The sequence below is a fragment of the Mycoplana dimorpha genome, from assembly GCF_003046475.1.
In the GTDB taxonomy this organism is placed as follows: Bacteria; Pseudomonadota; Alphaproteobacteria; order Rhizobiales; family Rhizobiaceae; genus Mycoplana; species Mycoplana dimorpha.
In genome coordinates, this window is the sequence record NZ_PZZZ01000009.1 from 97448 (window position 1) to 122540 (window position 25093).

23 protein-coding genes and 1 pseudogene are annotated in these 25093 nt (G+C 63.5%); 12 read left to right on the plus strand and 12 right to left on the minus strand.

The window, feature by feature from the left end; translation table 11 throughout:
* The first annotated feature begins 10 nt into the window (after positions 1-10).
* Positions 11-1474, plus strand: coding sequence for an NAD-dependent succinate-semialdehyde dehydrogenase (locus tag C7449_RS19310; RefSeq protein ID WP_108004547.1), 1464 nt, complete (start codon positions 11-13; stop codon positions 1472-1474).
* A gap of 18 nt (positions 1475-1492) precedes the next feature.
* Entirely contained in the window at positions 1493-2332 is an 840-nt protein-coding gene (locus tag C7449_RS19315) for an alpha/beta hydrolase (RefSeq protein ID WP_108004548.1), read from the plus strand.
* Between the two features lie 123 nt (positions 2333-2455).
* On the opposite strand, the gene C7449_RS19320 is transcribed toward C7449_RS19315, so the two are convergent.
* The 5 genes from C7449_RS19320 to C7449_RS19340 all read right to left on the minus strand — a co-directional run bounded on the left by C7449_RS19320 (position 2456) and on the right by C7449_RS19340 (position 10231).
* Complete coding sequence (locus tag C7449_RS19320) at positions 2456-3580, minus strand: DMT family transporter (RefSeq protein WP_108004549.1); 1125 nt, start codon at positions 3578-3580, stop codon at positions 2456-2458.
* Between the two features lie 43 nt (positions 3581-3623).
* The gene (locus C7449_RS19325; RefSeq protein ID WP_245414454.1) at positions 3624-4730 is read right to left on the minus strand and encodes a type III PLP-dependent enzyme; all 1107 of its coding nucleotides are present in this window, start codon (positions 4728-4730) and stop codon (positions 3624-3626) included.
* Positions 4731-4886: 156 nt separating this feature from the next.
* Positions 4887-7418 carry a bifunctional diguanylate cyclase/phosphodiesterase gene (locus C7449_RS19330; protein WP_245414455.1) on the minus strand — a complete coding sequence of 844 codons (2532 nt, stop codon included), beginning with the start codon at positions 7416-7418 and terminating at the stop codon, positions 4887-4889.
* A 444-nt stretch (positions 7419-7862) separates the two neighbouring features.
* Positions 7863-9179, minus strand: coding sequence for an aspartate aminotransferase family protein (locus tag C7449_RS19335; RefSeq protein WP_108004552.1), 1317 nt, complete (start codon positions 9177-9179; stop codon positions 7863-7865).
* Positions 9180-9181: 2 nt separating this feature from the next.
* Positions 9182-10231, minus strand: coding sequence for a phosphotransferase (locus C7449_RS19340; protein WP_170115952.1), 1050 nt, complete (start codon positions 10229-10231; stop codon positions 9182-9184).
* Positions 10232-10385: 154 nt separating this feature from the next.
* On the opposite strand from C7449_RS19340, the gene C7449_RS19345 reads away from it, so the two are divergent.
* From C7449_RS19345 to C7449_RS19370, 6 genes are all read left to right on the plus strand, one after another.
* A complete protein-coding gene (locus C7449_RS19345) occupies positions 10386-11066 on the plus strand; it encodes a GntR family transcriptional regulator (protein WP_108004554.1) in 681 nt (226 codons plus the stop codon).
* A gap of 170 nt (positions 11067-11236) precedes the next feature.
* Positions 11237-11977: an SDR family NAD(P)-dependent oxidoreductase gene (locus tag C7449_RS19350; protein ID WP_170115953.1), complete on the plus strand. Its 741-nt coding sequence runs from the start codon at positions 11237-11239 to the stop codon at positions 11975-11977.
* A 228-nt stretch (positions 11978-12205) separates the two neighbouring features.
* Complete coding sequence (locus C7449_RS19355; protein WP_374828312.1) at positions 12206-13234, plus strand: ABC transporter substrate-binding protein; 1029 nt, start codon at positions 12206-12208, stop codon at positions 13232-13234.
* A 93-nt stretch (positions 13235-13327) separates the two neighbouring features.
* Positions 13328-14407: an ABC transporter ATP-binding protein gene (locus C7449_RS19360; RefSeq protein WP_108004556.1), complete on the plus strand. Its 1080-nt coding sequence runs from the start codon at positions 13328-13330 to the stop codon at positions 14405-14407.
* The gene (locus C7449_RS19365; RefSeq protein ID WP_108004557.1) at positions 14404-15582 is read left to right on the plus strand and encodes an ABC transporter permease; all 1179 of its coding nucleotides are present in this window, start codon (positions 14404-14406) and stop codon (positions 15580-15582) included. The genes C7449_RS19360 and C7449_RS19365 overlap by 4 nt, the downstream gene beginning before the upstream one ends.
* A gap of 2 nt (positions 15583-15584) precedes the next feature.
* Positions 15585-16367, plus strand: coding sequence for an ABC transporter permease (locus C7449_RS19370; RefSeq protein ID WP_108004558.1), 783 nt, complete (start codon positions 15585-15587; stop codon positions 16365-16367).
* 236 nt (positions 16368-16603) lie between these two features.
* Here C7449_RS19370 and C7449_RS22485 read toward each other — a convergent pair whose 3' ends face one another.
* The 7 genes from C7449_RS22485 to C7449_RS19405 all read right to left on the minus strand — a co-directional run bounded on the left by C7449_RS22485 (position 16604) and on the right by C7449_RS19405 (position 22116).
* Positions 16604-16822, minus strand: coding sequence for a LysR family transcriptional regulator (locus tag C7449_RS22485; RefSeq protein WP_210204760.1), 219 nt, complete (start codon positions 16820-16822; stop codon positions 16604-16606).
* 214 nt (positions 16823-17036) lie between these two features.
* Entirely contained in the window at positions 17037-17870 is an 834-nt protein-coding gene (locus C7449_RS19380; RefSeq protein WP_108004559.1) for a sulfite exporter TauE/SafE family protein, read from the minus strand.
* A gap of 132 nt (positions 17871-18002) precedes the next feature.
* On the minus strand, positions 18003-18710 hold the full coding sequence (locus C7449_RS19385) for a fumarylacetoacetate hydrolase family protein (protein ID WP_108004560.1): 708 nt from the start codon (positions 18708-18710) through the stop codon (positions 18003-18005).
* A complete protein-coding gene (locus C7449_RS19390) occupies positions 18710-19462 on the minus strand; it encodes an ABC transporter permease (RefSeq protein ID WP_108004561.1) in 753 nt (250 codons plus the stop codon). Before C7449_RS19390 ends, C7449_RS19385 begins: the two co-directional genes overlap by 1 nt.
* A 6-nt stretch (positions 19463-19468) precedes the next feature.
* Positions 19469-20278 (minus strand): ABC transporter ATP-binding protein, encoded by an 810-nt coding sequence (locus C7449_RS19395; RefSeq protein WP_108004562.1) that lies wholly within the window; start codon positions 20276-20278, stop codon positions 19469-19471.
* 1 nt (position 20279) lies between these two features.
* Positions 20280-21119 carry an ABC transporter permease gene (locus tag C7449_RS19400; protein WP_108004608.1) on the minus strand — a complete coding sequence of 280 codons (840 nt, stop codon included), beginning with the start codon at positions 21117-21119 and terminating at the stop codon, positions 20280-20282.
* A gap of 7 nt (positions 21120-21126) precedes the next feature.
* Positions 21127-22116, minus strand: coding sequence for an ABC transporter substrate-binding protein (locus tag C7449_RS19405; RefSeq protein WP_108004563.1), 990 nt, complete (start codon positions 22114-22116; stop codon positions 21127-21129).
* A gap of 267 nt (positions 22117-22383) precedes the next feature.
* On the opposite strand from C7449_RS19405, the gene C7449_RS19410 reads away from it, so the two are divergent.
* The 4 genes and pseudogenes from C7449_RS19410 (at position 22384) to C7449_RS22420 (ending at position 25053) form a co-directional block, all read left to right on the plus strand.
* Positions 22384-23058, plus strand: a complete 675-nt coding sequence (locus tag C7449_RS19410) for a FadR/GntR family transcriptional regulator (protein ID WP_108004564.1) — start codon at positions 22384-22386, stop codon at positions 23056-23058.
* 40 nt (positions 23059-23098) lie between these two features.
* Positions 23099-24322, plus strand: coding sequence for an NADP-dependent isocitrate dehydrogenase (locus C7449_RS19415; RefSeq protein WP_108004565.1), 1224 nt, complete (start codon positions 23099-23101; stop codon positions 24320-24322).
* Positions 24323-24473: 151 nt separating this feature from the next.
* A complete protein-coding gene (locus C7449_RS21855; RefSeq protein WP_170115954.1) occupies positions 24474-24683 on the plus strand; it encodes an FGGY-family carbohydrate kinase in 210 nt (69 codons plus the stop codon).
* Between the two features lie 83 nt (positions 24684-24766).
* Positions 24767-25053, plus strand: a pseudogene (locus C7449_RS22420) (antibiotic biosynthesis monooxygenase).
* Positions 25054-25093: the final 40 nt, after the last annotated feature.

Genomic DNA, 25093 nt, shown 5'->3' on the forward strand with positions numbered 1-25093 from the left:
GGACAGTTTTATGACGTTCCAAGGCAAGATTTCCGGCTATGCCGATCCCGCACTCCATGCCGACGGCCTCTATATCGGCGGCGTCTGGCACAAGGGGGACGGTATCCCGATTGTCGATCCCTCGACCGGACAGTTGCTCGCCGAGGTGGCCGATGCTTCCATCAGCGACGCGCGGCGCGCCATCGATGCCGCCGATGCAGCCGCCGCCGGTTGGCGCGCCACCCCCGCCCGCCAGCGTGCGGAAATCCTGCGCCGCTGGTTCCAGTTGATGACCCAGCATGCCGAGGAACTGGCAACGCTGATCGCGCTCGAAAACGGCAAGGCGTTGCCCGACGCGCGCGGTGAAGTGGCCTATGCGGCCGAGTTCTTCCGCTGGTATGCGGAGGAAGCCGTGCGCATACCGGGCGAGTATCGCCATACGCCGTCCGGCTCCCACAACATTCTCGTCGATCACGAGCCGATCGGCATCGCGGTTCTGATCACGCCCTGGAATTTCCCCGCCGCGATGGCGACGCGCAAGATCGGGCCTGCCCTTGCCGCCGGCTGCACCGTCATCCTCAAACCGGCTTCCGAGACGCCGCTCACCGCCTATGCCATGGCGCGCCTCGGGGAGGAGGCCGGCGTTCCGCCCGGCGTCGTCAACGTGCTGACCACGACCAATCCCAGCGGCGTGACGAATGCCATGCTTGCCGATCCGCGCGTTCGCAAACTATCCTTCACCGGCTCCACCGGCGTTGGCCGCATCCTGTTGGCAGAAGCTGCCAAGTCTGTTGTCAGTTGCTCGATGGAACTGGGCGGCAACGCACCCTTCATCGTCTTCGACGACGCGGATCTTGAGGCCGCGCTCGACGGTGCAATGGTCGCCAAGATGCGCAATGCCGGGGAAGCCTGCACCGCCGCCAACCGCTTTTATGTACAGTCCGGGATTCACGACGCCTTTGTCGCAGGGCTGACGGCCCGCATGGCGGCGCTGAAGATCGGCCCTGGTTATGATCCTGAAACCCAATGCGGCCCGATGATCACGACGAATGCCGTGCGCAAGATCGACCGGCTCGTCTCCGAGGCGGTGGCAGCCGGTGCCCGCATTACGACCGGCGGTAAGCCGCTTGCGGAAAACGGTTACTTCTATCCGCCGACCGTACTCGAGAACGTGCCGGTCGATGCGGCGATCGCCCGTGAGGAAATCTTCGGGCCGGTCGCCCCGGTCTACAGGTTCGAAAGCGACGACGAGGCGGTTCGCCTTGCCAACGACACGGAGTATGGCTTGGCCGCCTATATCTATTCCGCCAACCTGAAGCGCGCGCTCCAGGTCGGCAAGCGTCTCGAAAGCGGCATGCTCGGCATCAATCGCGGGCTCATGTCTGATCCGGCCGCGCCGTTCGGGGGCGTCAAGCAGAGCGGTCTCGGCCGCGAGGGTGGCGTAAACGGTATCTTGGAATTCATGGAGGCAAAGTATTACGCGGTTGAATACTGACGCGGGGGGAACGGAAGGATGACGTCACCGGACCTTTACCGAATTCGCGATTTCGTGCCCGATTTCGACGCGATTGCCGCCGAGTTCGCCGAGCGCAGCCGCGCGTTTTCGGCCCGCGCCAATGTGTTGTCCGACCTGCGATACGGTTCGCGGCCCCGGGAAGTGGTGGACGTCATCCTGCCGGAACGCCTGAAGGCCGGCGCACCACTGCATGTCTTCGTCCATGGTGGATACTGGCGCTCCGGTGAAAAGGCGAACTACCGCTTCGTCGCCGCTCCCGTGCTGGCGGTGGGCGGCGTCGCTGCTCTCGTGGAATACGACCACATGCCAGGTGAGCGGCTCGATGTGCTGGTCGGTCAGGTGCGGCGATCCGTGCTCTGGCTCCAGCAGCATGCCCGGGATTTCGGGGCGGATCCCGCACGACTGACCGTCAGCGGGCATTCCGCCGGCGCCCATCTTGCCTCCTTCCTCGCCGCCAGGGGTGTTTTGGAAAGGGAGGCTCCGCCACTGCCGGACTTGAAGGGCCTTCTGCTGCTCAGCGGCATCTATGACCTGTCGGAAATACCCGGCAGCTTCCTGCGCGACGAGGCGAGGATGACCCCGGCGGAGGCCGAGGCCTGGTCGCCGGTGACGGCGACCCAGCTCGATTGCCCGATGCGGGTCATGGCGCTCGGGGCCGATGAAACAGCGCCGTTCCACAATCAGGCCGCCACCCTCCAGGCGATGCTGCGGAGCGGAAATCGACCCGCGAGCATCCTGAACGTGCCTGGCCGCAACCACATGAGTGTCGTGCTCGACCTCGGCAATCCTGATTCCACGCTGGGCAAGCGTCTCGCTGACATGGTCGCGGAATCGTAGGTAAAGCCCGTCGCGCGTCTTCATCTCCCTGGCGAAGAGGCTGCACGGTGAGAGCAAAGGCTGGGCTAAGCGCCGCTGGTGCGGGCGATCAGCGGCGGCGAGCGGCGTCGCTGCCATTTCACATCAAGCAGCAATCGAATGCGCCTGCGCCAAAGCATATTCGCCGGAGGGCTGCGGCCGTACCTCCTCCCATTCGTCCCAAAGTTTCATCACCAGATCAAGCTCGCCCAGCAACGTGTTCAGCTCGGTGAGTGAACCGGTCGAAACCATTCCCGCACGATGCAGGTCAAGGATGCGCGACAGGAGGTAATTGTGGGCATGAGCGAGCTCTTCCGGGATCGTCGGCCGGAGGACGGGCGCTGCCGGTCTCTTCGGTGTCCTCCAAAGCGACCGGCTCGCCAGCACGGCGCCTGCGACGACCAGGCAACCCGACCATAGGAGGTTCATCTCGAGCGCCGCTCCCGCAAGCAGTGCGACCAGCAGCGCGCCGATGAACGGCTCGACATAGGCGAAGGCTCCCAATGCCTGGATGTCTCCCTTCTTGACCCCGTAATCCCAAAGGAAGATCGCCAGTCCCATCGGAAGCATGCCCAGGGCGGCCACAGCGAGCCACTCCTGGAGGGATGGCTGTGTCCATTCTTCCAGCCAAAGGTGTGCGAGGCCCGCCAGGATGGCGGAGGCGCCGTAGAAGGTTCCCATCACCGACGAAGGGACATCGGCAAAGCGTCTCGATACGAGGGAGTAGAGCCCCCAGAGCGCTGCCGCCACGCCGATCAGGCCGAGATAGAACACGGCGTGTCCTCCCGATTGGCCGGCCTCGCCGCCCTGTTCGACGAGAAGAAGGACGCCGCACAGCCCGATCACGGCGCCGACAACATGCCACCAGCGCAGTCGCTCGCCCGGCAGCAACGCCGATCCGAGCACGATCATGAGGGGCGTCGTGCCCTGGAGAAGGGCAGCGGGTGCCGGAGGCGCCTTCTGCGTCGCGTAGTATATGCAGGCGTGATAGCCGACCAGCGCCGCGACGGTCACCACCCAGACCAGCGCTGGCTGCCGGAATGCCGCCAGGGGATGCGTCCGCGTTGCCCAGCACACGAAGGGTGTCAGGCACGCGGCGAACATGAAGGCAAGCGCCACCGTTTGCAGCGGAGGCAGCGCGGTGGTGAAGGTGATCAGGGTCGTTTCGGTTGCCCAAAGGACAACGCCCATCGCTCCCAGCAGAGACGCCAGAAGTTTTTTCGATCCCATGGCGCTGCTCATGACAGGTGCCCTCTGATGTCTGCCCCGGCACTCAGTCGGTGACGGCAACGATCCGGTCGGTGTGGAAGCCGTTGAAGCGAGTGCGCATGGAAAGGCTGTAGGCCCCCATCATGCCGACTTCGATCCAGTCACCCTCGCGAACATCCTCCGGCAGCAGGAAGGGCGCTCCAAGCACGTCGTTCGAGTCGCAGGTCGGCCCGTAGACCCGGAACGGGGCCAATCGGCTGGAGGGCGAACCGGCCTTTCGGATGACCCGCGTCGGACGGCGCTCCTTGGGGTGGCCGAGTTCCTGCAAGGTGCCGAACACTCCGTCATTCAGGAAGACGGCGTCGCCTCTCCTGACGACGACTTGCAGCACGGCGGTTCCAGCCGTCGCCACGAGGCTGCGCCCCGGCTCGCCAAGGAGGATGCATCCGGTAGGCAGGTCCAGTTTGCGACGCCCGAGCACGATGCGGGAGAAATAGTGCTCGATGGTCTTGGGGTTGTCGCCGGGGTAAGGCGCCGGGAACCCGCCACCGACGTTCAAAACATGAAGCGGCACCCGCGCTCTGCGAGCCACGCCGCCAACAAGGTCGATCGCCTTCTCGAAGGCTGAAGGAGACAGGCACTGGGATCCGACATGAAAGGAGATCCCGGCCTTGACGCCGGCCTTGCTGATCGTCTGCAGCATGCGGGCTGCATCGGCGGGCGCAGCCCCGAACTTGGTCGACAGCGTGTAACGCGCATCTCCGGACTGGGTTGCGAGCCGCACGGCAATGATCAGGTCGCTGTCGCGTTCGGCCTCGTCCAGGATCTTGTCGATCTCGCCCTCGCAATCCACGGTGTAGAAGCGGATCTGATGATCCTTGCTGGCGGTGCGGATCGCCGGCCGGCTCTTTGCGGGGTTGTTGAAGTACTGTCCGGCCCTGCCGCCGAACAGGTCGTGGATGAGCTTGATCTCGTCCACCGAGGCCACGTCGAAATCGGTGACGCCTTCCTCGAACAGCGTGTCCAATACGGCCGGATGAGGGTTGCACTTGACGGCATAGAGCACCCGCCCCGGAAAACCTCTGAAGCGACGGGCCGCTGCCCGGAGTTCGGCCGGGTGAATGCAGAAGACCGGTTCGGTCGGTTCGAGTTCGTGAACGACCGCGTCCACGCTCTGGAACTTCTCCAGGTCCCGACCTTTCTGCCGGGCTCTTTCAAGGGAAGGAAGGGCGTCCTTCACGCGGTCCACGAGTTGCGCGGGCGTGAAAGGACCCGCAGCGGCCAAAGCGCTTTTCATAACTATAACCTCTCCCTGATATCGCGTTTGTTATGCTGCGTCGGTGGCGGCAGACGTCGGAAGGGTGAACCCCTTCCAGTTCCCGAGGAACGCAGTCATGTCCAGCGCAGGCACCGGGCGTCCGAAGAAGTAGCCCTGCACCTGCTTGCAGCCTTCGCCTTGCAGAAGCATCGCCTGTTCCGCCGTTTCGACGCCTTCCGCGGTGGTGGCCATGCTGAGGCTTTCGCTCAGGCCGATCACGGAGCGGACAATCGCCAGCGACTTGGCCTTGTCCTCGAGCGTGGTGACGAAGGACTTGTCGATCTTGATCTTGTCGAAGGGGAAGGAGTTCAGGTAGCCAAGCGAAGAATAGCCGGTACCAAAGTCGTCCATGGCGATCTGGACGCCGATGCTCTTGAGCGCCGAGAGGATCTCAAGCGCGGCCTCGGTGTCGTTGATCAGCACGCTCTCGGTGATCTCGAGCTCGAGACGGCCGGGCTCCAGACCCGTTTCCTGAAGAACCTGGCTGACCGTATCCGCCAACTCACGGTGGCGAAACTGGACAGGCGACAAGTTCACCGCGACGCTCAGCCCTGGCCAGACAAGGGCCTGCTGGCATGCCGTCCGCAACACCCACTCGCCAATCGCAATGATCAGGCCCGTTTCTTCTGCGAGCGGAATGAAATCGCCCGGAGGGACCAGCCCACGGCTCGGGTGGCGCCACCGCAGAAGCGCCTCCACTGCAGTAACGCTCTGTGATTCAAGATCGATGAGCGGCTGGTAATGAAGCTCCAGCTCGTTCTTCAGCAGGGCCTGCCGAAGGTCATACTCCAGCGCCTTGCGTTCCTGCAGCTCCAGATCCATCTGCGGCTCGAAATGGCGCACCGCCCCACGTCCAGCCTGCTTGGCCCGGTAAAGCGCAATGTCCGCATTCTTCAGGAGCTTGTCTGGGTCGTCGGCATGATCCGGGAAGGCAACGCCGATGCTGACACCGACATGGAGATCGTGTCCTTCAACATGGAAGGGCTGCTTGACGATGTCGATGATCCGGCGGCCGAGGGCGCCTGCGTCCGCCGGCTGGTGTGAGCTCGACTGTATGATCGCAAACTCGTCGCCTCCCAGTCGGGCGACAGTGTCGCCTGGACGCACGCAGCTCTGAAGCCTTGCCGCAAACTGCCTCAGGAGAATGTCGCCAGCGCCGTGCCCGAGGGTGTCGTTGACCTCCTTGAAGTGGTCGAGATCAAGGCAGAGGACGGCAAGATCAGCATGCTTGCGCCGATTGTCGCTCATGGCATAGATCAGCCTCTCACGGAACAGGAGGCGGTTCGGCAGCTCCGTCAGCACATCGTGCAGGGCCAGATGATTGGCGCGTGCATGGGCCTCCACCTCCTCCGAGATGTCGGTCGCCGTGCCCCTGAAACCGGAGAACTCTCCCTCGCTGCTCACGATCGGCCGGCTTGCCAGCCGGCATATCCGAATGCGGCCCTCTGCATCGTGGTAGCTGCAACGCACATCGCGGAAGGCGACATGATCCTGCGCGCTTTCGTGAAGGCGCTCCCAGCCCTCCGTGTCGTTGTCCTTCATAAAGAACTGTTCGAGCTTTTTGCCGAGCACATTGGCCGCAGCAATGCCGGTCACTTCCGAAAAGCGGGTCGAGAGGTAGACCAGCCGCATCTCGCCGTCACACTCCCAGATCCAGTCGGAGGAAGCCTCGGCAACGTCGCGGAACCGCGCCTCGCTCTCTTCCAGCGTTTGGGCGTAGATCTCCACGGTGCGAGCGGACTCCTCCAGATCCTCCGTGGTCCGGCGGACCTTGCGGATGACCTGGTAGGCAAACATGCCGAGGAACACCATGGCGCTTGCCAAGGGAGGCAAGAGCCATTTCAGGAGCTCGTAGCCGGGCGTTGCCGGGGTCCACGTAATGTAGGACAGGACCTCTCCAGAGGGGTCGAGCAGCGGCAGCAGGGCGCCGCCGGCCTGATCTTCATTTTCGACGACCGTGAGCTGGTCCAGCAGATAATCGCTGCTGATGCGCTGGACGAAACTCTTATCGAGAGCCTTAGCGAAGATCAGGCTCGAGCGCTCGCCGGGCGCTATCGTCGAGGCATCGATTGTTGGTGGCAGGATTGCCGCAGCCGCAACGAGCAGCACTTCCTGATCGGAGCGAAGGAAGCCCACTGCGGGCTCTCCCGTCGAGCCCGCCTTGACCAGACTTGCGAGGCCGGCCGGAATGATCGAGTACGCGTCCGCGCTCTGTGGAACACCTTCGAGGACCGAGTAGACCGTCTGGCCATCCGGCCTTACGACGAAGGCCATGTCATAGCCCAGTCCCTCGTAAAGATTGGCGCCCACATTGCCGTTGGTCGATGCCCATGCGAAATCGAGGCTCTGGTGCAGGTTCTTGAAGACGTCTTCCCAGACGGCATAGTCCTCGAGATTTCGGGCGATTTCACGTTTCTTCACGGCGAGAGCCGTTTCGGCCAGAGCGGTCGACGACTCCACCTCGAGCCTGTTCTGCCCGTCTGCGCTGACGATCGCGAAGCCAAGAACAAGCAAGATGGCCAGGATGACCATGCCTGCCATGGGCATCACGACACGACGTGTAAACGTTTCGCCAGAAAAGGAAGCGGCCTTCGAACCTATGGCAACCATATCATCCCCCACCCTGTGTTGGTCAGAGTGGGTGGAAGAAATTACTTAAGTATTTATGCAGATTCGCATGTGCTTTTATAATTACCAATGAGTGAAAATCATCATGCGCCGTCGATACTGCAGTTATATGCGCGGGTAAGTCGGAGAACTTTTTGCTTATCCGACAACCAACGGCCTCATGGCGCGGATAGGCTGAGCTACATGCTAATCGGTATCCTCGGGTGCGCCGGCGGAGGAGCTTTTGTGAGGCGGTTCTGAATGGTGGTTTTGGATGCGGGGGCCTGATTGCACAGAGCCTTGTAAATCCTCAGGCAAATCGGATTGGCGAAGCGGAAATCGTTCCGCTTCGCTTAATCAGTTAAGTCGGCGTTTTGATCAGAGCGCCTTCAATACGTCGACCAGCGCATCCACCAGCATATCGGCATTCTCATGGGAGAAAACGAGGGGTGGGCGGATTTTGAGGACATTTGCCCTGGGACCGGAGGCGCTGATGAGCACCCGGCGCTCGCGCAGACCGTTGACGATCCGGGTCGTCAGGGCTGCATCGGGGCTCTTGGCCGCCAAGTCGGCGACGATCTCGACGCCGATGAAGAGGCCCGAACCGCGCACGTCGCCGACGGCGGGGTAGCGGTCGGAGAGGCCTTTGAGCCTGTCCATCAGGTAGCGGCCGACTTCGAGCGCGTTCTCCTGCAGTCCTTCGGCCTGGATCGTATCGAGCACCGCCTTGCCGGCCGCGGCAGCGACCGGATTGCCGCCGAAGGTGTTGAAGTAGCGCGCCCGCGGGCCGAAGTCGGCAATGACTTCCGGCCGCAGCACGATGCCGGCCATCGGGTAGCCGTTGCCCATCGGCTTGCCGATCGTCACCATGTCGGGCGCCACTCCGTGGCGCTCGAAACCCCACATCGCTTCGCCCGTGCGGCCGAAACCAGGCTGCACTTCATCGGCAATGAACAGGCCGCCGGCCTCGTGGATTGCATCCACCGCCGGCTTCAGAAAGCCTTTCGGCCCGTCAAAGATGCCGTCGCTGGAGAAGATCGTATCGGTGATCAGCATGGCCGGCTTGATGCCATGGCGCGTCAGGTCGGCGATCGCGGCCCGCACGTCGCGCCCGAACTTCTCCATCATCTCTTCAGGCGAATGGCGATAGCTGTCCGGCGCGGGCACGGTGCGCACATGCGGGCCAAGCGTCACCGATTCCCCGAGCGAGGGCGAGAATTCGGCGACCGCGCTCGTCAGGCCGTGATAGGCAAGCTCCGTCGCGATGATGCCGGTGCCGCCGGTGACGAAGCGGGCGATGCGCACGGCAAGGTCGTTCGCCTCGCTGCCGGTGCAGGTGAACATCGCCTGGCTGAGCGCGTCGGGGAAGGTGGCGGTCAGCGCCTCGGCATAGTCAACGATGCCTTCGTGGAGGTACCGCGTGTGGGTGTTCAGCACGGCCGCCTGCCTGGTGATCGCCTCCACCACGCGCGGATGGCAATGGCCGAGCGAGGCGACATTGTTGTAGGCGTCGAGGTATCGTTCGCCGGCAGTGTCGTAGAGGAAGACGCCTTCGCCGCGAACGAGATGCAGCGGCTTCTCGTAGAACAGGCGGTAGGCGGGGCCGAGCACCTTTTCCCGGCGGGCGATCAGCGCCCGTTCGGCCTCGCTGAGCCGTTCGAAATCCTCGCGCGAAAAAGCATTCACCATCGACATGATCAGGCCTCGGAAAGGTTGGGCACGAGGCGTCTCAGCCCGGCCGGTGTGAGATCGGATATATTTTGCAGGCCGCGCCAGGCTGTGGCGTGGTTGCGCATGATGTAGTCCCGGTTTTCCGGAAAGACCGCCGAGCGCCACTCGGCAATGATGATGGACATCGCCAGCCGGCAGCGGGCGAGAAGCGGCAGAAGTTCGATCTCGGCCGGTTCCAGTGCCCGCGCCGAAAGGAAGCCTTCGAGGAAGGCGCCGGTGCGCGCCGCCCAGTTGTCGGTCCCGAGGTGATAGGAGAGGGCAACGGCGAGGTCGTTGATCAGCGCTGCGTGAACCATGTCGCCGAAGTCGATGATGCCGACGACGGTGGTGGGGGCTGCCGGGTCGAGCAGGATGTTGTGCGGGTTGAAGTCGTTGTGGATGATCTGCCGCCGCTCGAGCGCGGCGATGGCGGGCAGCGCCCGCTCGAATTCCTGGAGGACGCCTTCCGCCTGTGCCCGGCGCTCCGGCGCGACATGGCCGACGACGGCGGCAAGATCGAGCATATGGGAGATGTCCCACATCAGCTTCCCGGCGGGCGGGCGGCACTCGTAGTTCGCCAGGCCGAGCCCCAACGCCGCCAGCGCACGGCCGACATTGCGGCTCTGCGCTGCGGTACCGGGGGTACGGTACTGCAATTCGCCGGGCAGGAAGGTGAGCAGGCGCATGATGCGTGGGCCGTCGGCGCTGGCGAGCGTGTGGCTCCACCCGCCGCGTCGCGTTCGCATAAGCCGCGGCACGGGCACGGAAGGTGCTACAGCCTGGAGATGCAGCAGCGCGCCGTCCTGGAAATCCAATGCGGCCGGATCCTCGGCGGGATTGGCGATCTTGAGGATGAAGTCCGTCCCGTCCGTGCGGGTGAAGAGGAAGGTCTCGTCGCGTTCGCTGGAAAGCCGTTTGACGGCGCCCGCAAGGCCATAGACGTCGGCCACCGCCGATTCCGCTTCGTCGAGCGATGTCGCGCTCCATGTCGCCGACATGGAAACGGGGATCTCGGCTGTGGGCGACGGCTCCGTCATGCTTGCTCCGTTGGCGCGGTCTCCCGCGTTTCTTCGGACCGTCCCAACGACCGGATAACAGCGCCCTCGAAGGCGATCTGCAGCCGGCGGCACTTGAAACGCGTCAAGAAAGATGCATCAAGTATCTTGTTACTCGATTTTACGGACCAGTTCCATGCCTGAATTCACGACGCTGGAACATGAGAACCTGAACAGCGTCGTTTATGGCGCGCTGTGCGATGCCTTGATGCAGGGGCGGTTCCAGCCGGGCGACCGATTGAAGATCCGCGATCTGGCGGAGCAGTTCGGCACCAGCGTCACGCCGATCCGCGACGCCATCCTCCGCCTTGCCAATGACGAGGCCATCACTTTCCGTTCGCCGCGCGACATCCGGATTGCGGGCCTCAGCGAGCGCCGCTACCTGGAAATCCGGGCGATCCGCATCCGGCTCGAAGGGTTGGCGGCCGAAACCGCCGCTCAGGTGGCGACCGGCGCGGAGATCCAGGCGCTGGAGCAGATCCTCCGGGAAAACGAGGAAGCGATCGAAGCCGGCGATCGGCTGAAGGGCACGCAACTGAACCAGGCTTTCCACTTCACGCTGCCGAAGATCGCAGGGCTTCCGGTGCTGACCGGCATTCTGAGACGGCTCTGGCTTCAGATGGGACCGCATATTTCCGGGGCATACCTTGCGGGCGGGCGGGCGATGATCGATCATCATTATCCCGTCGTCGAGGCGCTGAAGCGGCACGATCCTGCCGCAGCCTCCATGGCTATCGTCGACGACATCCTGCTCGGCGGCAAACCGATCCTGGACCGTCTGGAGCGGGGCGACGAGCGGCCGAGGCGGCTCGCCTAGAGACCTGTTCTGCGCCGGCCCGCCCAAGCCCTTCGGATCCCCGGCATCAGGGGCTCTGATCGAAAGCAATGCTCGAACCCTGATGAGGTCCCTGGGTTGTTTTCATCCATGAGACTTGAAATTCGACAGTCGCTAATTACGATGTATCAAGCATCAATAGGAAACGCTCGATGACCGAAGAACGCCGCTACATGTTGCTGACGGGGGCGAGCCGAGGCATCGGCCATGCGACAGTGAAGCTCTTCCAGTCGAAGGGCTGGCGCATCCTCACCGTTTCGCGCCAGCCGTTTTCTGAAGAATGCGCCTGGCCCTCCGCCCGCGAAAGCCATATCCAGGCCGACCTTGCCGACCTGAAGCAGATCGACCGCCTTGCTGCGACCGTGCGCGAGAGGCTGCCGCACGGCCGGCTGCACGCGCTCGTCAACAATGCCGGCATTTCGCCGAAGGGCCCGGGCAAGAGCCGCCTCGGGGTGATGAGCACGGACGCGGATGTCTGGACGCAGGTGCTCAACGTCAATGTCGTCTCGACGGCGCTGATCGCCCGCGCGCTCATGCCAGAGCTCGAAGCGGCGAAGGGGTCGATCGTCAACGTCACCTCGATCGCCGGAACGCGTGTGCACCCCTTTGCCGGTGTTGCCTATGCGGCATCCAAGGCGGCGCTCGGCTCGCTGACCCGGGAAATGGCCCATGAATTCGGCCGTCGCGGCGTCCGGGCGAATGCCATCGCGCCGGGCGAGATCGCAACGTCGATCCTCTCGCCGGGCACCGATGAGCTGGTGGCGGCGGAAGTGCCGATGGGCAGGCTGGGAGATCCGCGCGAAGTTGCGGAAACCATTTATTTCCTCTGCACCGAGCCGTCGTCCTACATCAACGGCGCGGAAATCCACATCAATGGAGGGCAGCACGTCTGACAGTCGTCAAATCACAGCGTATCCTTGTTGACCAGTAATGTCCGGAATGCATCAATCGGCCGACACGCCCAGGGGAAAGGGCGCGGCGGCTGGGAGGCTGCCACACCACTGATACGCCAAAGGCGAGGGTGGCCGGCAGTCACGCAGAAGATCGTAATCCGAGCCGGGCTGCCGGTTCCTTCATAAACGAAAAAGGGGAATGCCATGAAGACAATCACGAAAACCGGAATCCTGGCGGCCGCTGCCGTCGTCCTGTCGGCAAGCCTCGCCCTGCCGGCGCTGGCGCGCGACCTCACGGTCGTCTCGTGGGGCGGCAACTACCAGGACGCCCAGCGCACCATCTATTTCAAGCCATTCTCCGAGAAGATCGGCAAGCCGGTGCTCGACGAGGCCTGGGACGGCGGCATCGGCGTCATCCAGTCGAAGGTCAAGGCCGGCGCGCCGAACTGGGATGCCGTGCAGGTCGAGGCCGAAGAACTGGCGCTCGGCTGCGCCGACGGCCTTTACGAGAAGATCGACTGGGACAAGATGGGCGGCAAGGACAAGTTCCTCGATTCCGCCGTCAACGACTGTGGCGTCGGCGCCATCGTCTGGTCCACGGCCATCGCCTATGACGGCGACAAGTTGAAGGAAGGCCCGACCTCCTGGGCGGACTTCTGGAACGTCGAAAAGTTCCCCGGCAAGCGCGCGCTGCGCAAGGGCCCGAAATATACCCTCGAATTCGCGCTGCTCGCCGACGGCGTGTCCAAGGACGAGCTTTATGACGTGCTCGGCACGGAAGAGGGCGTCGAACGCGCGTTCAAGAAGCTCGACGAACTGAAGCCGAACATCGTCTGGTGGGAATCCGGCGCCCAGCCGCTGCAGTTCCTCGCCTCCGGCGAAGTTGCCATGACCTCCGCCTATAACGGCCGCATCACCGGCATCAACCGCTCGGAAGGCAAGAACTTCAAGGTCGTCTTCCCGGGCAGCATCTACGCCGTCGACAGCTGGGTCGTGCTGAAGGGCGCGGAAAACAAGGACGTGGCGCAGGATTTCATCGCCTTCGCGAGCCAGCCGCAGAACCAGGCGAAATTGCCGCAATACGTAGCCTACGGCCTGCCGGTCAAGGAAGCGGCAGCAGAGGTGCCGGCAGAATTCGCCAAGGATCTGCCGACCGACCCGGCGAACATGACGGACTCGATTGCGCTCGACGTCGACTTCTGGATCGACAATGCGGAATCGCTGACGCAGCGCTTCAACGCCTGGCTGGCCCAGTAAGGGACATTCGCGGCGAAGGGCGCCCATCCGGGCGTCCTTCCTGCCTGGCCGAATGCGGCGGTTCTCCGGACGGCGCATTCTTCGCCTCTAGCGATGGAGTCTTCTGTGGCCGAGTTCATTCGATTTGACCGCATCACCAAATTCTACGGCGCGCTCTGCGTGGTCGAAAATCTCGACCTCGGCATTAAGAAGGGCGAGTTCGTCAGCCTGCTTGGCCCCTCCGGCTCGGGCAAGACGACGCTGCTGATGATGCTGGCCGGTTTCGAGCAGCCGACCTCCGGCAGCATCCTGCTCGACGGCACCGCCATCAATGCCGTGCCGACCCACCGGCGTGACATGGGCGTCGTCTTCCAGAGCTATGCGCTTTTCCCGCACATGTCCGTGGGCGACAACATCGCCTTTCCGCTGCAGATGCGCGGCATGGGCAAGGCCGAGACCGGCGAGCGCGTCAAGCGGGCGCTCGACATGGTGCAGCTTTCGGCCCTTTCCGACCGCCGCCCCTCGCAGCTCTCCGGCGGCCAGCAGCAGCGCGTCGCCCTCGCCCGGGCGCTCGTCTTCGAGCCGCGCGTCGTGCTGATGGACGAGCCGCTCGGCGCGCTCGACAAGCAACTGCGCGAACAGATGCAACTCGACATCCGGGACCTGCATCGCCGCCTCGGCCTGACCATCGTCTTCGTCACCCACGACCAGTCCGAAGCGCTGACCATGTCGGATCGCGTCGCCGTCTTCAACAAGGGCAAGATCGAGCAGATCGGCACGCCGCGGCAGGTCTACGACGAGCCGACGACACGCTTCGTCGCCGAGTTCATCGGCGAGACCAACCTGGTGGAGGGCGTCGTCGAGACTGTACAGGGGCGGGAGGCGACGGTACGCCTTCCTTCCGGCGCTCAGATCGTTTCCGCGGTTTCGGGCAACGTCGCCTCCGGTCAGGCGGTTTACCTCTCCATTCGTCCCGAGCGGGTCGATCTCAGCGAAACCCGCGGGGAGGCCCGCAACGTGCTTGAGACGGAAGTGACCGATTCCGTCTACCAGGGCGATCACCTCCGCGTGCAACTGCAGACCGCGGCCCACCCGCTGATCGCAAAGCTCGGCCGCAGGTCACGCGAATTTCTGCCGGGCACCAAGGTCTATGCGGCCTTTTCGGCCGGCGATTGCCGGGTCATCGCGCCATGAGGAAGGCCTCGTCCCGCACCGGCCGGTCGCTGCTTCTGCTGGCGCCCCTTCTCGTGTTCCTGATCGCCTTCTTCGTCTGGCCGCTGTTCAGCATGATGTCGCAGGCCGTGTCCGATCCGGCCGTGCTGCGCCTTCTGCCGCGCACCGCTGAGGTGCTGGCCGACTGGGACCGCAAGTCGCCGCCGACCACGCCCATGCAGACGGCGCTGATGGAAGACCTGAAGGCCGTCAACGACGACCAGGCGCTCGGCGACATGGTGCGCCGCCTCAACAGCGCCCGCTCGGGCTTCCGCACGCTGATGGGCAAGACGACGAGCGCACTTGCAGACACGGGTAATCCGCCGGCCGATCTCGTTTCCATCGACAAGCGATGGGCAAATCCGGAATACTGGCTGGCAATCGCCGACGCGCTGTCGCCGCTGACCGATCGCAATCTGCTCGCCGCCGTCGATCTCGGCCGGAACTCCGCCGGGAATATCGAGCACCTGCCCGCTGACCAGTCGGTCAACCGCGTGATTCTCGTGCGCACCTTCTGGATCGCAGCACTCGTCACCTTCGCCTGTGCCTGCATCGGCTTTCCCTATGCCATCATCGCCGCGTCGCTCGAAGGCTGGAAACGGGACCTAATGCTCGCCGCCGTGCTGCTGCCGCTGTGGACGTCGCTGCTGGTGCGCACCGCCGCCTGGTTCATCCTCCTGCAGGAACAGGGCCTCATCAACGATTTCCTGCGTTGGATCGGTCTCATCGATGCGCCGCTGGCGCTGATCTTCAACCGCACCGGCGTCATCATCGCCATGACCCATGTGCTGCTGCCCTTCATGGTGCTGCCGATCTACTCGGTGCTGATCACCATCCCCAAGAACCTGATGCCGGCCGCCGCCTCGCTCGGCGCGCCGCCATGGCGCGCGTTTTTGCGCGTGCTCCTGCCATTGAGCCTGCGCGGCGTTGCCTCCGGCGGCTTGCTCGTCTTCATCTCGGCGATCGGCTACTACATCACGCCGGCGCTGATCGGCGGGCCGGGGGACCAGATGATCTCCTCGATCATCGCCTTCTACGCTCTCGGCTCGGCGAACTGGGGCATGGCCGGGGCGCTTGGCGTCGTGCTGCTCGTCGCGACGCTCCTGCTCTACAGCGTCTATGCGCGGCTCTCCAGCGATGATCCGGGGAGGCGCTGACGATGCCGATGAAAATCGCCAAGGCCACCTTCGCCACGCTGACGATCCTCTTCCTCGTCGCGCCGCTCGTCGCCATCCTGCCGCTCGCCTTCACCTCGAGCGTCATCCTCACCTATCCGATCCCGTCCTGGTCGCTGCGCTGGTTCGAGGAGCTGTTCTTCGCCGACGCCTGGCGGCGGGCGATCATCAACAGCCTGATCATCGGCACGGGCACCACGCTGCTTGCGACCGCGCTCGGCACGGCCGCCTCGCTCGGCCTGCGCAACCGGCTGATCTTCTTGCGCGGCACGATGCGCACGCTCTTCCTGTTGCCGATGGTGGTGCCGGCCGTCGTGCTTGGCGTCGGCCTGCAGGTGCTGCTCGCAGGCTTCGGCCTGACCAACAGCTATCTGGGCGTGATCATCGCTCACACGGTCGTCGCCGTGCCCTTCGTCGTGGTCAGCGTCACCGGCGCGCTCGCCGGGATCGACGAACGGGTGGAACTTGCCGCGCAAAGCCTCGGCGCATCACCGCCGACGGTCTTCCGCCGCGTGACGCTGCCGCTCGCCTTGCCCGGGGTGCTCTCCGGCACCGTGCTGGCCTTTGCCACCTCGCTCGACGAAGTGGTGCTGACGCTGTTCGTCGCCGGCCCCAACCAGCGCACCTTGGCGCGGCAGATGTTTTCCAGCATCCGCGAGAACATCAGCCCTGCGATCGCCGCCGCTGCCTTCCTCTTCATTGCCGCAACCATTCTAATCGGCTTCATCGTCGTCCTGTCGCGCTCCATCCTGGCAAGGCGGCGCTAGGATGCACCCTAGGACACCCCGAAGGTTCGGCGTGATCTCTGCGCGAGCGCCACGCATCGCGGAGGCGCTCCCGAGAAAATCGTCGGAGCCTCCACGCTGTTCCATTGGGCCGCTCGGACTTTGGAACGCCGCAGCCGGCGCTCGGCGGCGGCAAAATCAACTGCGTGCAGAGCAAAGGCATTTTGATCATCGGCCATGGCTCGCCGCGCTCGACGACATGCTCGACCTCCAGATACCTAGGGGCGAGCGTCGCTTGCCGGCAGAACACGGCGCCTGCCTCCGTCGGCGTCACGCCCGATGCGCCGCGCACCAGAAGGCGCGTCGACAGTGTCACTTTCAAGACGACTGATCCGCTGGCTGAGCCCCGACGTCGCTATTCCGAGTTGGGCTGCGGCCTTGCCCAGGCTTCCACATTCTACTGCCGTTCGCAGATACTTGAGCTGCCGCAACTCCATGCTTACTCGACTTTGATGGCAGGACCGGCCACGGTGCGCGCTCGACCTCACGCGAGGCTCCCGGGCAAGCAGCGAAGTGAATCAACCTGCAGCGCTATACAACTGACAGATCGCCTTTTCGATAGGCCCCGTCGCAACAACCGTAGCCGCCCACTTGCGAAAGCTTGTCGGACGTGCAGCGGCAGACTGCTGCGGAGACGTCGGCTGTCGCCCCTCAGGAGAAGATGCGATGGCTGTCCAGCAGCATCTTGGCAGAGGTGATCGTCAGGAAGACACCGAAGAGCAGGCGCAGCGTGCGCGGCTCGATGGTGTGCGCCGTGCGGGCGCCGAGCGGTGCGAACCACATGCTGGTGAAGACGATCGCCACGAGGCCGCCAAGGTTCACGTAACCCAGCGAGAATGCCGGGAGACCGGCCTTGCCCCAGCCGTTGATGACGTAGCCGACCGCGCCGGGAAGCGCGATGATCAGGCCGATCACCGAGGCGGTGCCGACGGCACGGCGGACGGGATAGCTGCAGATGCTGAGGGCCGGCACCGTCAAGGTGCCGCCACCGATGCCCATGAGCGTCGAAATCGTTCCGATCGTCGTCGCCATGCCGGCCTGCCCCGGCCGCCCCGGCAGGCCCTTGACCGGGTGCCATCCCTCGCGCGTGAAAAGCATGTAGAGCGCGACCAGCGCCGCGACGATGCCGAAGATGGCCGTCAGCACGGAGGCGGTTGCATAGGAGGCGATGAGGACACCGATGACGACGCCGACGGCGACGAACGGCGCCCAGAGTTTTAGCAGGTCGGTATCAACTGCACCCTTTGCCTTGTGGGCGCGGATCGACTGGATGGAGGTGGGAATGATGGTGGCGAGCGACGTGCCCACGGCGATATGGGCCCGCAAGGCAGGATCGACGTCAAAAGCCGCCAGTACATGATAGAGGACCGGCACCACGACAATGCCGCCGCCAACTCCCAGCAGTCCGGCCAGAAATCCTGACACGCAGCCCACGAGACCGAGAACGAGCGCAAACGAAGTCAAAAGCGTGAGCGATGCAGGCATGGCAGCCCCTGGAGAACGAGTTGGTGAAAGCAGGCCCCGGCTACGGCCGTTTAGCGAGGGAACAGGGTGCGCCCGCGGGAGCGCCCTGTTCATTCATGCGGCATGGCGCCAGGCGCCCTGCCCTGTCTTCAATCAGGCGACCCGGAAGCGGATCTCGTCGACGCCGGCCACATGGCCGACCATCTCGTCGCCCTTGACGACGGCGCCAACGCCCGCAGGCGTGCCCGCGAAGATCAGGTCGCCGGCCTTCAGTTCGAACAGGCGCGACAGGTAGGAGATCATTTCCGGCACCTTCCAGATCATCTGGTTGAGGTCGCCGCTCTGGCGCATCTCGCCGTTCACTTTCAGCCAGACCGCGCCATCCGTCGGATGGCCGACCTTGGACACCGGATGCAGCGGACCGCACGGCGCCGACGCTTCGAAGGCCTTGCCGGTTTCCCACGGCCGACCGAGCTTCTTCGCCTCGCCCTGGAGGTCGCGGCGCGTCATGTCGAGGCCGACGGCATAGCCATAGACGTGGTCCAGGGCGTTCTCGAGGGGAATGTTGACGCCGCCCTTGTGCAGTGCCACCACCAACTCGATCTCGTGGTGGACGTCCTTCGTCTCACTCGGATAGGGAAAATCCTGGCCGAGCGGGACGATCGTGTCGGGGTTCTTCTGGAAGAAGAAGGGCGGCTCCTTGTTTGGATCGTGGCCCATTTCGATGGCGTGATCGGCAAAGTTGCGGCCGACACAGTAGATGCGGTGGATGGGGAACTGCGCGTCGCTTCCCGACACTGCCAGCGTCGGCACCGGCGCCGGATTGAAGACGTAGTTCTTGAGTTGGGGCATTTCGTTCATTATCGCGCTCCTGCGTAGTATTCTATGCGTTTTTCGAAGTGTTCTACTCCCGCGGACAGCAGCATCGCCACCACGAAGAGAAGCATGGTGAGGGCCCAGAAGCGCTCCATGTCGAAGTTGCGGGAGTAAAGCTCGAAGAGCTCGCCGTAACCGATGACGGAGACCAGGATCTGGCCGATGACAACCCCCTTCACGCCGCGAATGAGGCCGATCCTGATACCGGCCAGGATTTCGGGGAGTGCGGAGAGAAGGATGATCTTGGTGAAGATCGTCCAGCGCGATGCGCCATAGCTGCGGCCCATCTCGACCAGCGAAGTGGGCACCTGCATGACGCCGGCGCGGGCATCCAGAACGATGATCCAGACCGCGAACAGGAACACGGTGACGAACACCGTCGTCTCGCCGAGGCCGAACAGGATCATCAGGATCGGTACCAGCGCCGACAGCGGGGCGCTGACGAACATGTTCACCCAGAGGCCGCAAATGTTGTCGATGACCTTTACACGCCCCATCAGGACCCCGAGCGGCACGCCGACGACGATGGAAAGCGCCATACCGTAGACGAAGGACCGCAGCGTGATCATCGAGGCGCTCTGCCACGATCCGGTCTGGACGAGGTCGATCCCGGCGGCGATGATGGAGGTAACCGGCGGGATGAGAAACATCAGTTCAAGCTGGCCGACGATCTCCCAGACCAGCAGCCAGAAGATCAGCGACGTCATCATGGGAATGCGTGTGCCGAACAGGGTCATGGCGCATCACTCCGCATACTGGCGCAGCCCCTGCCAGATCTCCTCGACGACGTCGAGATATCCGGCATCGCGGCGAATGTCATCCGGCGAGGCCGAACGGTCGATCATGGGGTCGATGACCTGCGAGATGCGGCCCGGCCGCGGCGACAGCAGTACGATGCGATCCGACACGTAGACCGCCTCCTCGATCGAGTGGGTTACGAAGATGAAGGTCTTCTTCTCCTGCTCGACGAGCCGCAACAGGTCTTCCTGGAACTTGCGCCGGTTCTGCTCGTCGACGGCCGAGAACGGCTCGTCGAGCAGGAGCACGTCGGCGTTGACCGCAAAGGCACGGGCGATGCCGACCCGCTGGCGCATGCCGCCGGAGAGCTCATGGGGATACTTCTCTTCGAAACCCGCAAGCCCCACCTGTTCGATATAGCGCCTGGCGATACGGTTCCGTTCGGCGGACACCACGCCCTTCAGTTCGAGGCCAAAGGCGACGTTGCGCAGCACGGTGGCCCAGGGCATCAGCGCAAAATCCTGGAAGACGAAGGCCCGCTCGGGACCCGGTCCGGTGACGGCGCGGCCGTTCACCCGGATTTCCCCGGACGTCGCGGGCACCAGGCCGGCGATGATCTTCAGCAGGGTCGTCTTTCCGCAGCCGGAAGGCCCCAGAAGCGTGGTGAGCTTGCCGCGTTCGAACTCGAGATTGATGCCGCGCAACGCCTCGACGTCGCGATAGTTCTTGCAGACGTCACAGACCTGCACGACCGGATCGTTGCTGGTGACAGCGGTCACGCCGGCGCTGCTGCGCGCCAAAGCAGGATTGGCCATATTATTTTCTCCTCTTTTCCGGACGCAGCCAGTGCGTTTCAACATACTGCAGGCCGGCGAGCGTCAGCGTGGAAACCGCGATGATCGATGCGACGGCGGCGTACATATGCGCGTAGTTGGCGACCGAGCGATGGTAGGTGATGAGGTCGCCGATGCCGGTCGGGGTGATCAGCAGTTCGGCAAGCATCACGCCGATGAAGCCGGCGGCGATGCCGAGCCGCAGGCCGGCAAACAGCACCGGCGAGGCATCGGGGATGATGATCTTGAAGATCTGCTGCAGGCGCGTGCCCTGGAAGGAGCGGCACATGTCGACCAGCGACGGATTGACGTGCCGGACGGCCTTGTAGGAGTTCAGCACGATAACCGGCAGGGCGAGCATGATGACCGCGAGCGTCTTGGCGGTCAGGCCGATGCCGTAGACGAAGGTGACGAGCGGCACCAAAGCGGCCATTGGCGCGGCCTGCAGGACGATGAAGACGGGCGCAAGCAGCCATTCTGCCTTGTCGGACAGTCCCATGGCGACGCCGAGCGCAATGCCGATTACGGCGGAAAGCACGACTCCGAGCAGCAACGGCTGCAGCGTCAGGAAATAGGCCCTGTGCATGCTGCCATCGGCCACCATCTCGGCAAAGGCGGCGACCGTTTCGAAAAAGGTCGGGAAAGCGAAGCTGATCGGGATTCGTCCGGCCATTTCCCAGGCCGCAAAGAGGATCGCGAGCGATATGACGATCCAGAAGGACCGCCGCTGGTCCGCGAAGGTTCGGACCGACTCGATAAAGGTAGCCGGAGCCTCTTTCGAGGCTCCGATACCGTTGTCGAGCTTTGCAGGTGATACCGTCATCTGCATCTTACTTCGCGCCGATCCGACCGATCACGTTGTTGAGAGCCGTCAGATCCCAGAAGTCCTCGACCTTGAGGTCCTTCGCCTCGCCTTCGAGGGCACCGGAGATGGTGTAGAAGTCGAAGTCGCTGCGGGCAGCCGCCTCGCCACCGCCGTTGAGCGGCACGGCCGGCGCGGCTTCCGTGAAATAAGGCTCGATGTCGGCCACCATTTCGGGCGTCGCGTCCGGAAGGAGCTTGTACTGGTCCCTCAGCGCCGCCGCCGCCTTCGGATCGGCTGCCACCTCCCGCCAGGTGGTCAGGATCGCCTCGACCAGGATCTCGACGTCCTTGGCGTTGGCGGCGAGGTAGTCCGTGTTGGCAAAGAGCGCCTCGTCCGTCGCGTTCACGCCGTCGAGCGGCAGGAAGGCGAACTTTCCGGGCGCCTTGTCCTCCAGCACACGCTTGCCGGACGAATCGACGATCGTCGCCTTGACGTTGCCCTGCAGAAGCGCGCCGGTGCGAACCTCTGCACCGGGCACATAGGAAATGCCCGAGTACTTGATGCCGTTCCTGGCGGCCATCAGCTGCATGATGGCTTCCGTCCCCGAGCCGCGCGAATGGACGGCGACTTCCTGGCCATCCAGGTCCTTCCACTCCTTGTAGAACTCGGTGTTGACGACCGGGTAGAACTGCAGCGTGCTCAGCTGGGTGAAGATGCGGATCGGCGCCTTCACCTTCTGCAGCAGCGCGTAAGGTGCACCGACGCCGACATCGGCCTGGCCGCTGACAACCGCCTGCGCGGCGATGTCTTCACTCTTCAGGAACGTGACCTGCACGTCGACGCCCTTCTCCCTGGCGCGCTCGAAAGCGGCCAGAAGATGCAGCGATTCGACCGTGGCGATATCGCCAAAGGCGATCCGCATCGGATCCGCCCAGGCCATTCCCGGCGCGGCAGCGGCAACACAAAAGGCGACGGCAGAAACCGTAGCCCGGATTTTTCTGGCTAGCTGATTCATGATTTCCTCCCTTCGACCGGGCTTCCCCCGGGAACCCAATCTGAAACCAATCAGATATTAATCCGGAGCAGTGTCAACCTATTTTTTGCAACTTCCTTGGCCGGCGCAAACCAAAAAATTCCGCACAACGCCAAATCTACTGTAATTTATCGATATATTTCAATACTTTGAGGCGGCAATGACGTACTCCAACCCCTTCTCACCATCGATATTGACATGGCGCCATCGCGCCATTATTGCTAAAACCAATTCACGATTGGTTTGGATATGAATCAGAATATCGAGATGGATGTCGTTGCCAGGCTGAGGCACTTCCTGGCGACGGCCGAGCTGCCGGAAGACGGGCGGCTGCCGCCGGAACGGGAGCTGGCGCAGTCGCTGGGCGTCGGCCGCGCCGTCCTGCGCAAGGCGCTTGCCACCCTGCAGGCGGAAGGCGTGGTTTGGCGTCATGTCGGCAAGGGGACGTTCACCGGTGATCGCCCGATCGACACCGTGGCCGACATCAACGCCATGGTTCAGCGCACCAACCCGCTCGAGGTCATGGGTGCCCGCATTGCGTTCGAGCCAGAAGTCGCCCGTTGCGCGGCCCTGAACGCCACCGCCAGCCAGATCGCGGAAATCCGCAACTGCATGATCAAGGCGCAGCAGGCACCGACCTGGCGCCAGTATGAACAATGGGACAACCGGCTGCACCGAACGATCGGCGAAGCCTCGCAGAACTCGCTGCTTCTCGGCTTGCTGGACACCCTCAGCGCGGTGCGCCGGGCAGTGACGTGGGGCCGGCTGCGCGACACGCCGGTGCGCCCGCCGCCGGACCACCACAGCTTTGTAGAACACGAACAGATCGTCGAAGCGATCGCAGATCGCGACGGCGCGGCTGCGGCCGACGCCATGCGGCGTCATCTTCGCAGCGTCGAAAGCCATATGCGCGACATGCGCTAAACAGCTGGCGGCGGAGGGCCGTCACCGTTGGGAGGAATACATGCATAAAATCAAGGTCGCCAATCCTGTCGTCGAACTCGATGGCGATGAGATGACCCGCATCATCTGGCAGTTCATCAAGGACAAGTTGATCCATCCGTACCTCGACATCGATCTCAAATATTACGATCTGAGCATCCAGAAGCGCGACGAGACGGACGATCAGATCACAATCGACGCCGCACACGCGATCAAGAAGTACGGCGTCGGCGTCAAATGCGCGACGATCACCGCGGACGAAGGCCGTGTCGAGGAGTTCGGGCTCAAGAAGATGTGGAAGAGCCCGAACGGGACGATCCGCAACATCCTCGGCGGAGTCATCTTCCGCGAACCGATCATCTGCAAGAACGTGCCGCGGCTCGTACCCGGCTGGACCCAGCCGATCATCGTCGGCCGCCACGCCTTCGGCGATCAGTACCGCGCGACCGACTTCAAGTTCCCCGGCAAGGGCAAGCTGACGATGAAGTTCGTCGGTGACGATGGTCAGGTCATCGAGCACGAGGTTTACAATGCCCCGGCTGCCGGCGTTGCTCTCGGCATGTACAACCTCGACGAATCAATCTCCGATTTCGCCCGCGCGTCGTTCAATTACGGGCTGCAGCGCAAGGTGCCGGTCTATCTTTCGACCAAGAACACGATCCTCAAGATCTATGACGGGCGGTTCAAGGATATCTTCCAGACCATCTATGACGAGGAGTTCGCCGAGCGCTTCAAGGAGGCCGGCATCTGGTACGAGCACCGCCTTATCGACGACATGGTCGCCTCTGCTCTCAAGTGGTCCGGCGGCTATGTCTGGGCCTGCAAGAACTACGATGGCGACGTCCAGTCCGATATCGTAGCCCAGGGCTTCGGCTCGCTGGGGCTGATGACGTCCGTTCTGATGACCCCCGATGGCCAGACCGTCGAGGCGGAGGCTGCGCACGGCACCGTGACGCGCCACTATCGCCAGCACCAGAAAGGGCAGGAGACGTCAACCAACGCCATCGCCTCGATCTTCGCCTGGACGCGTGGCCTCGCTCACCGAGCAAAGCTGGATGAAAACGCGGGGTTGGCAAATTTCGCCTCGACCCTCGAGCGGGTCTGCATCCAGACGGTTGAATCAGGTTACATGACAAAGGACCTGGCACTGCTGATCGGACCCGATCAAGCTTGGCTTTCCACCACGGGCTTCCTGGAGAAGATCGACGACAACCTCCGGGCCACCTTCCTGCAGGCCGCCGCGTAAAAACCAGTGGCGCTCCAAACCGTGCTGTTTCATACGGGAGCAGCACGGTGAGCTTTCGTTGCAAACAACGGCGCAACAGTGAAGGCGGCGTCTTGGAAAAGGCTGGCAAGGCGGCGATTTTTTTCGCGCGCTCCAGGAAAACGCCGCGGTTGTGGAGGCCCGCAACCTGGGCGCCATCTTTCAACTGACCGGCAAGACGCCCGACAAGGTCGTATTTTCCGCCGGCGCATCGAAATCCGCCCACCGGTCGCAGATCATGGCCAACGCGCTCGGGCTTCCCGTCGTGATGCCGGTCGCCAAGGAGGCGACGGCGCTCGGGACCGAGTTGCATGCCCACTTCGTCGAGGCGGCAGGGAACTAGTTCCGCTGGGACCGCCAGTTCGAGCCGGACCTCGCCCACAAGACAATCTACGACGAGGCCGGGGACCGCTCGGCGCGCGCCAAATGCCTTGCAGCGCCAGCTCGTCGACGTCTCCTCGCTGCTCTGGGGCGTTCCGGATCAACTACGAGGGCACCCGCCAAGAGCCAGGAAACCTGCGTTTCGATGTGCTGCGCGACCCTGAGGACGAGAACAGCTTCCTGATCTACGAAGTGTTCCGCTCCGGCGCTCGACGAACACCGCAAGACCGAGCATCACAAGGAATGCGTCCGGCGCATCGACCCATACTCGCCGTCCGCGGACCAAGGTGTTCTACGACTTGGAAATGGCTGATTTTCTCACGCAAGCTTAGTTGCAGGTTGTGGGCCGCAGAACCAGATCTGCGTGTCACA

Excerpts from the sequence above, each read along its gene's own strand:
- C7449_RS19310 (WP_108004547.1), top strand. The coding sequence starts at position 11 with ATGACGTTCCAAGGCAAGATTTCCGGCTATGCCGATCCCGCACTCCAT.
- C7449_RS19315 (WP_108004548.1), top strand. The coding sequence starts at position 1,493 with ATGACGTCACCGGACCTTTACCGAATTCGCGATTTCGTGCCCGATTTC.
- C7449_RS19320 (WP_108004549.1), bottom strand. The coding sequence starts at position 3,580 with ATGGGATCGAAAAAACTTCTGGCGTCTCTGCTGGGAGCGATGGGCGTT.
- C7449_RS19330 (WP_245414455.1), bottom strand. The coding sequence starts at position 7,418 with ATGGCAGGCATGGTCATCCTGGCCATCTTGCTTGTTCTTGGCTTCGCG.
- C7449_RS19335 (WP_108004552.1), bottom strand. The coding sequence starts at position 9,179 with ATGTCGATGGTGAATGCTTTTTCGCGCGAGGATTTCGAACGGCTCAGC.
- C7449_RS19340 (WP_170115952.1), bottom strand. The coding sequence starts at position 10,231 with ATGACGGAGCCGTCGCCCACAGCCGAGATCCCCGTTTCCATGTCGGCG.
- C7449_RS19345 (WP_108004554.1), top strand. The coding sequence starts at position 10,386 with ATGCCTGAATTCACGACGCTGGAACATGAGAACCTGAACAGCGTCGTT.
- C7449_RS19350 (WP_170115953.1), top strand. The coding sequence starts at position 11,237 with ATGACCGAAGAACGCCGCTACATGTTGCTGACGGGGGCGAGCCGAGGC.
- C7449_RS19360 (WP_108004556.1), top strand. The coding sequence starts at position 13,328 with ATGGAGTCTTCTGTGGCCGAGTTCATTCGATTTGACCGCATCACCAAA.
- C7449_RS19365 (WP_108004557.1), top strand. The coding sequence starts at position 14,404 with ATGAGGAAGGCCTCGTCCCGCACCGGCCGGTCGCTGCTTCTGCTGGCG.
- C7449_RS19370 (WP_108004558.1), top strand. The coding sequence starts at position 15,585 with ATGCCGATGAAAATCGCCAAGGCCACCTTCGCCACGCTGACGATCCTC.
- C7449_RS22485 (WP_210204760.1), bottom strand. The coding sequence starts at position 16,822 with ATGGAGTTGCGGCAGCTCAAGTATCTGCGAACGGCAGTAGAATGTGGA.
- C7449_RS19380 (WP_108004559.1), bottom strand. The coding sequence starts at position 17,870 with ATGCCTGCATCGCTCACGCTTTTGACTTCGTTTGCGCTCGTTCTCGGT.
- C7449_RS19385 (WP_108004560.1), bottom strand. The coding sequence starts at position 18,710 with ATGAACGAAATGCCCCAACTCAAGAACTACGTCTTCAATCCGGCGCCG.
- C7449_RS19390 (WP_108004561.1), bottom strand. The coding sequence starts at position 19,462 with ATGACCCTGTTCGGCACACGCATTCCCATGATGACGTCGCTGATCTTC.
- C7449_RS19395 (WP_108004562.1), bottom strand. The coding sequence starts at position 20,278 with ATGGCCAATCCTGCTTTGGCGCGCAGCAGCGCCGGCGTGACCGCTGTC.
- C7449_RS19400 (WP_108004608.1), bottom strand. The coding sequence starts at position 21,119 with ATGACGGTATCACCTGCAAAGCTCGACAACGGTATCGGAGCCTCGAAA.
- C7449_RS19405 (WP_108004563.1), bottom strand. The coding sequence starts at position 22,116 with ATGAATCAGCTAGCCAGAAAAATCCGGGCTACGGTTTCTGCCGTCGCC.
- C7449_RS19410 (WP_108004564.1), top strand. The coding sequence starts at position 22,384 with ATGAATCAGAATATCGAGATGGATGTCGTTGCCAGGCTGAGGCACTTC.
- C7449_RS19415 (WP_108004565.1), top strand. The coding sequence starts at position 23,099 with ATGCATAAAATCAAGGTCGCCAATCCTGTCGTCGAACTCGATGGCGAT.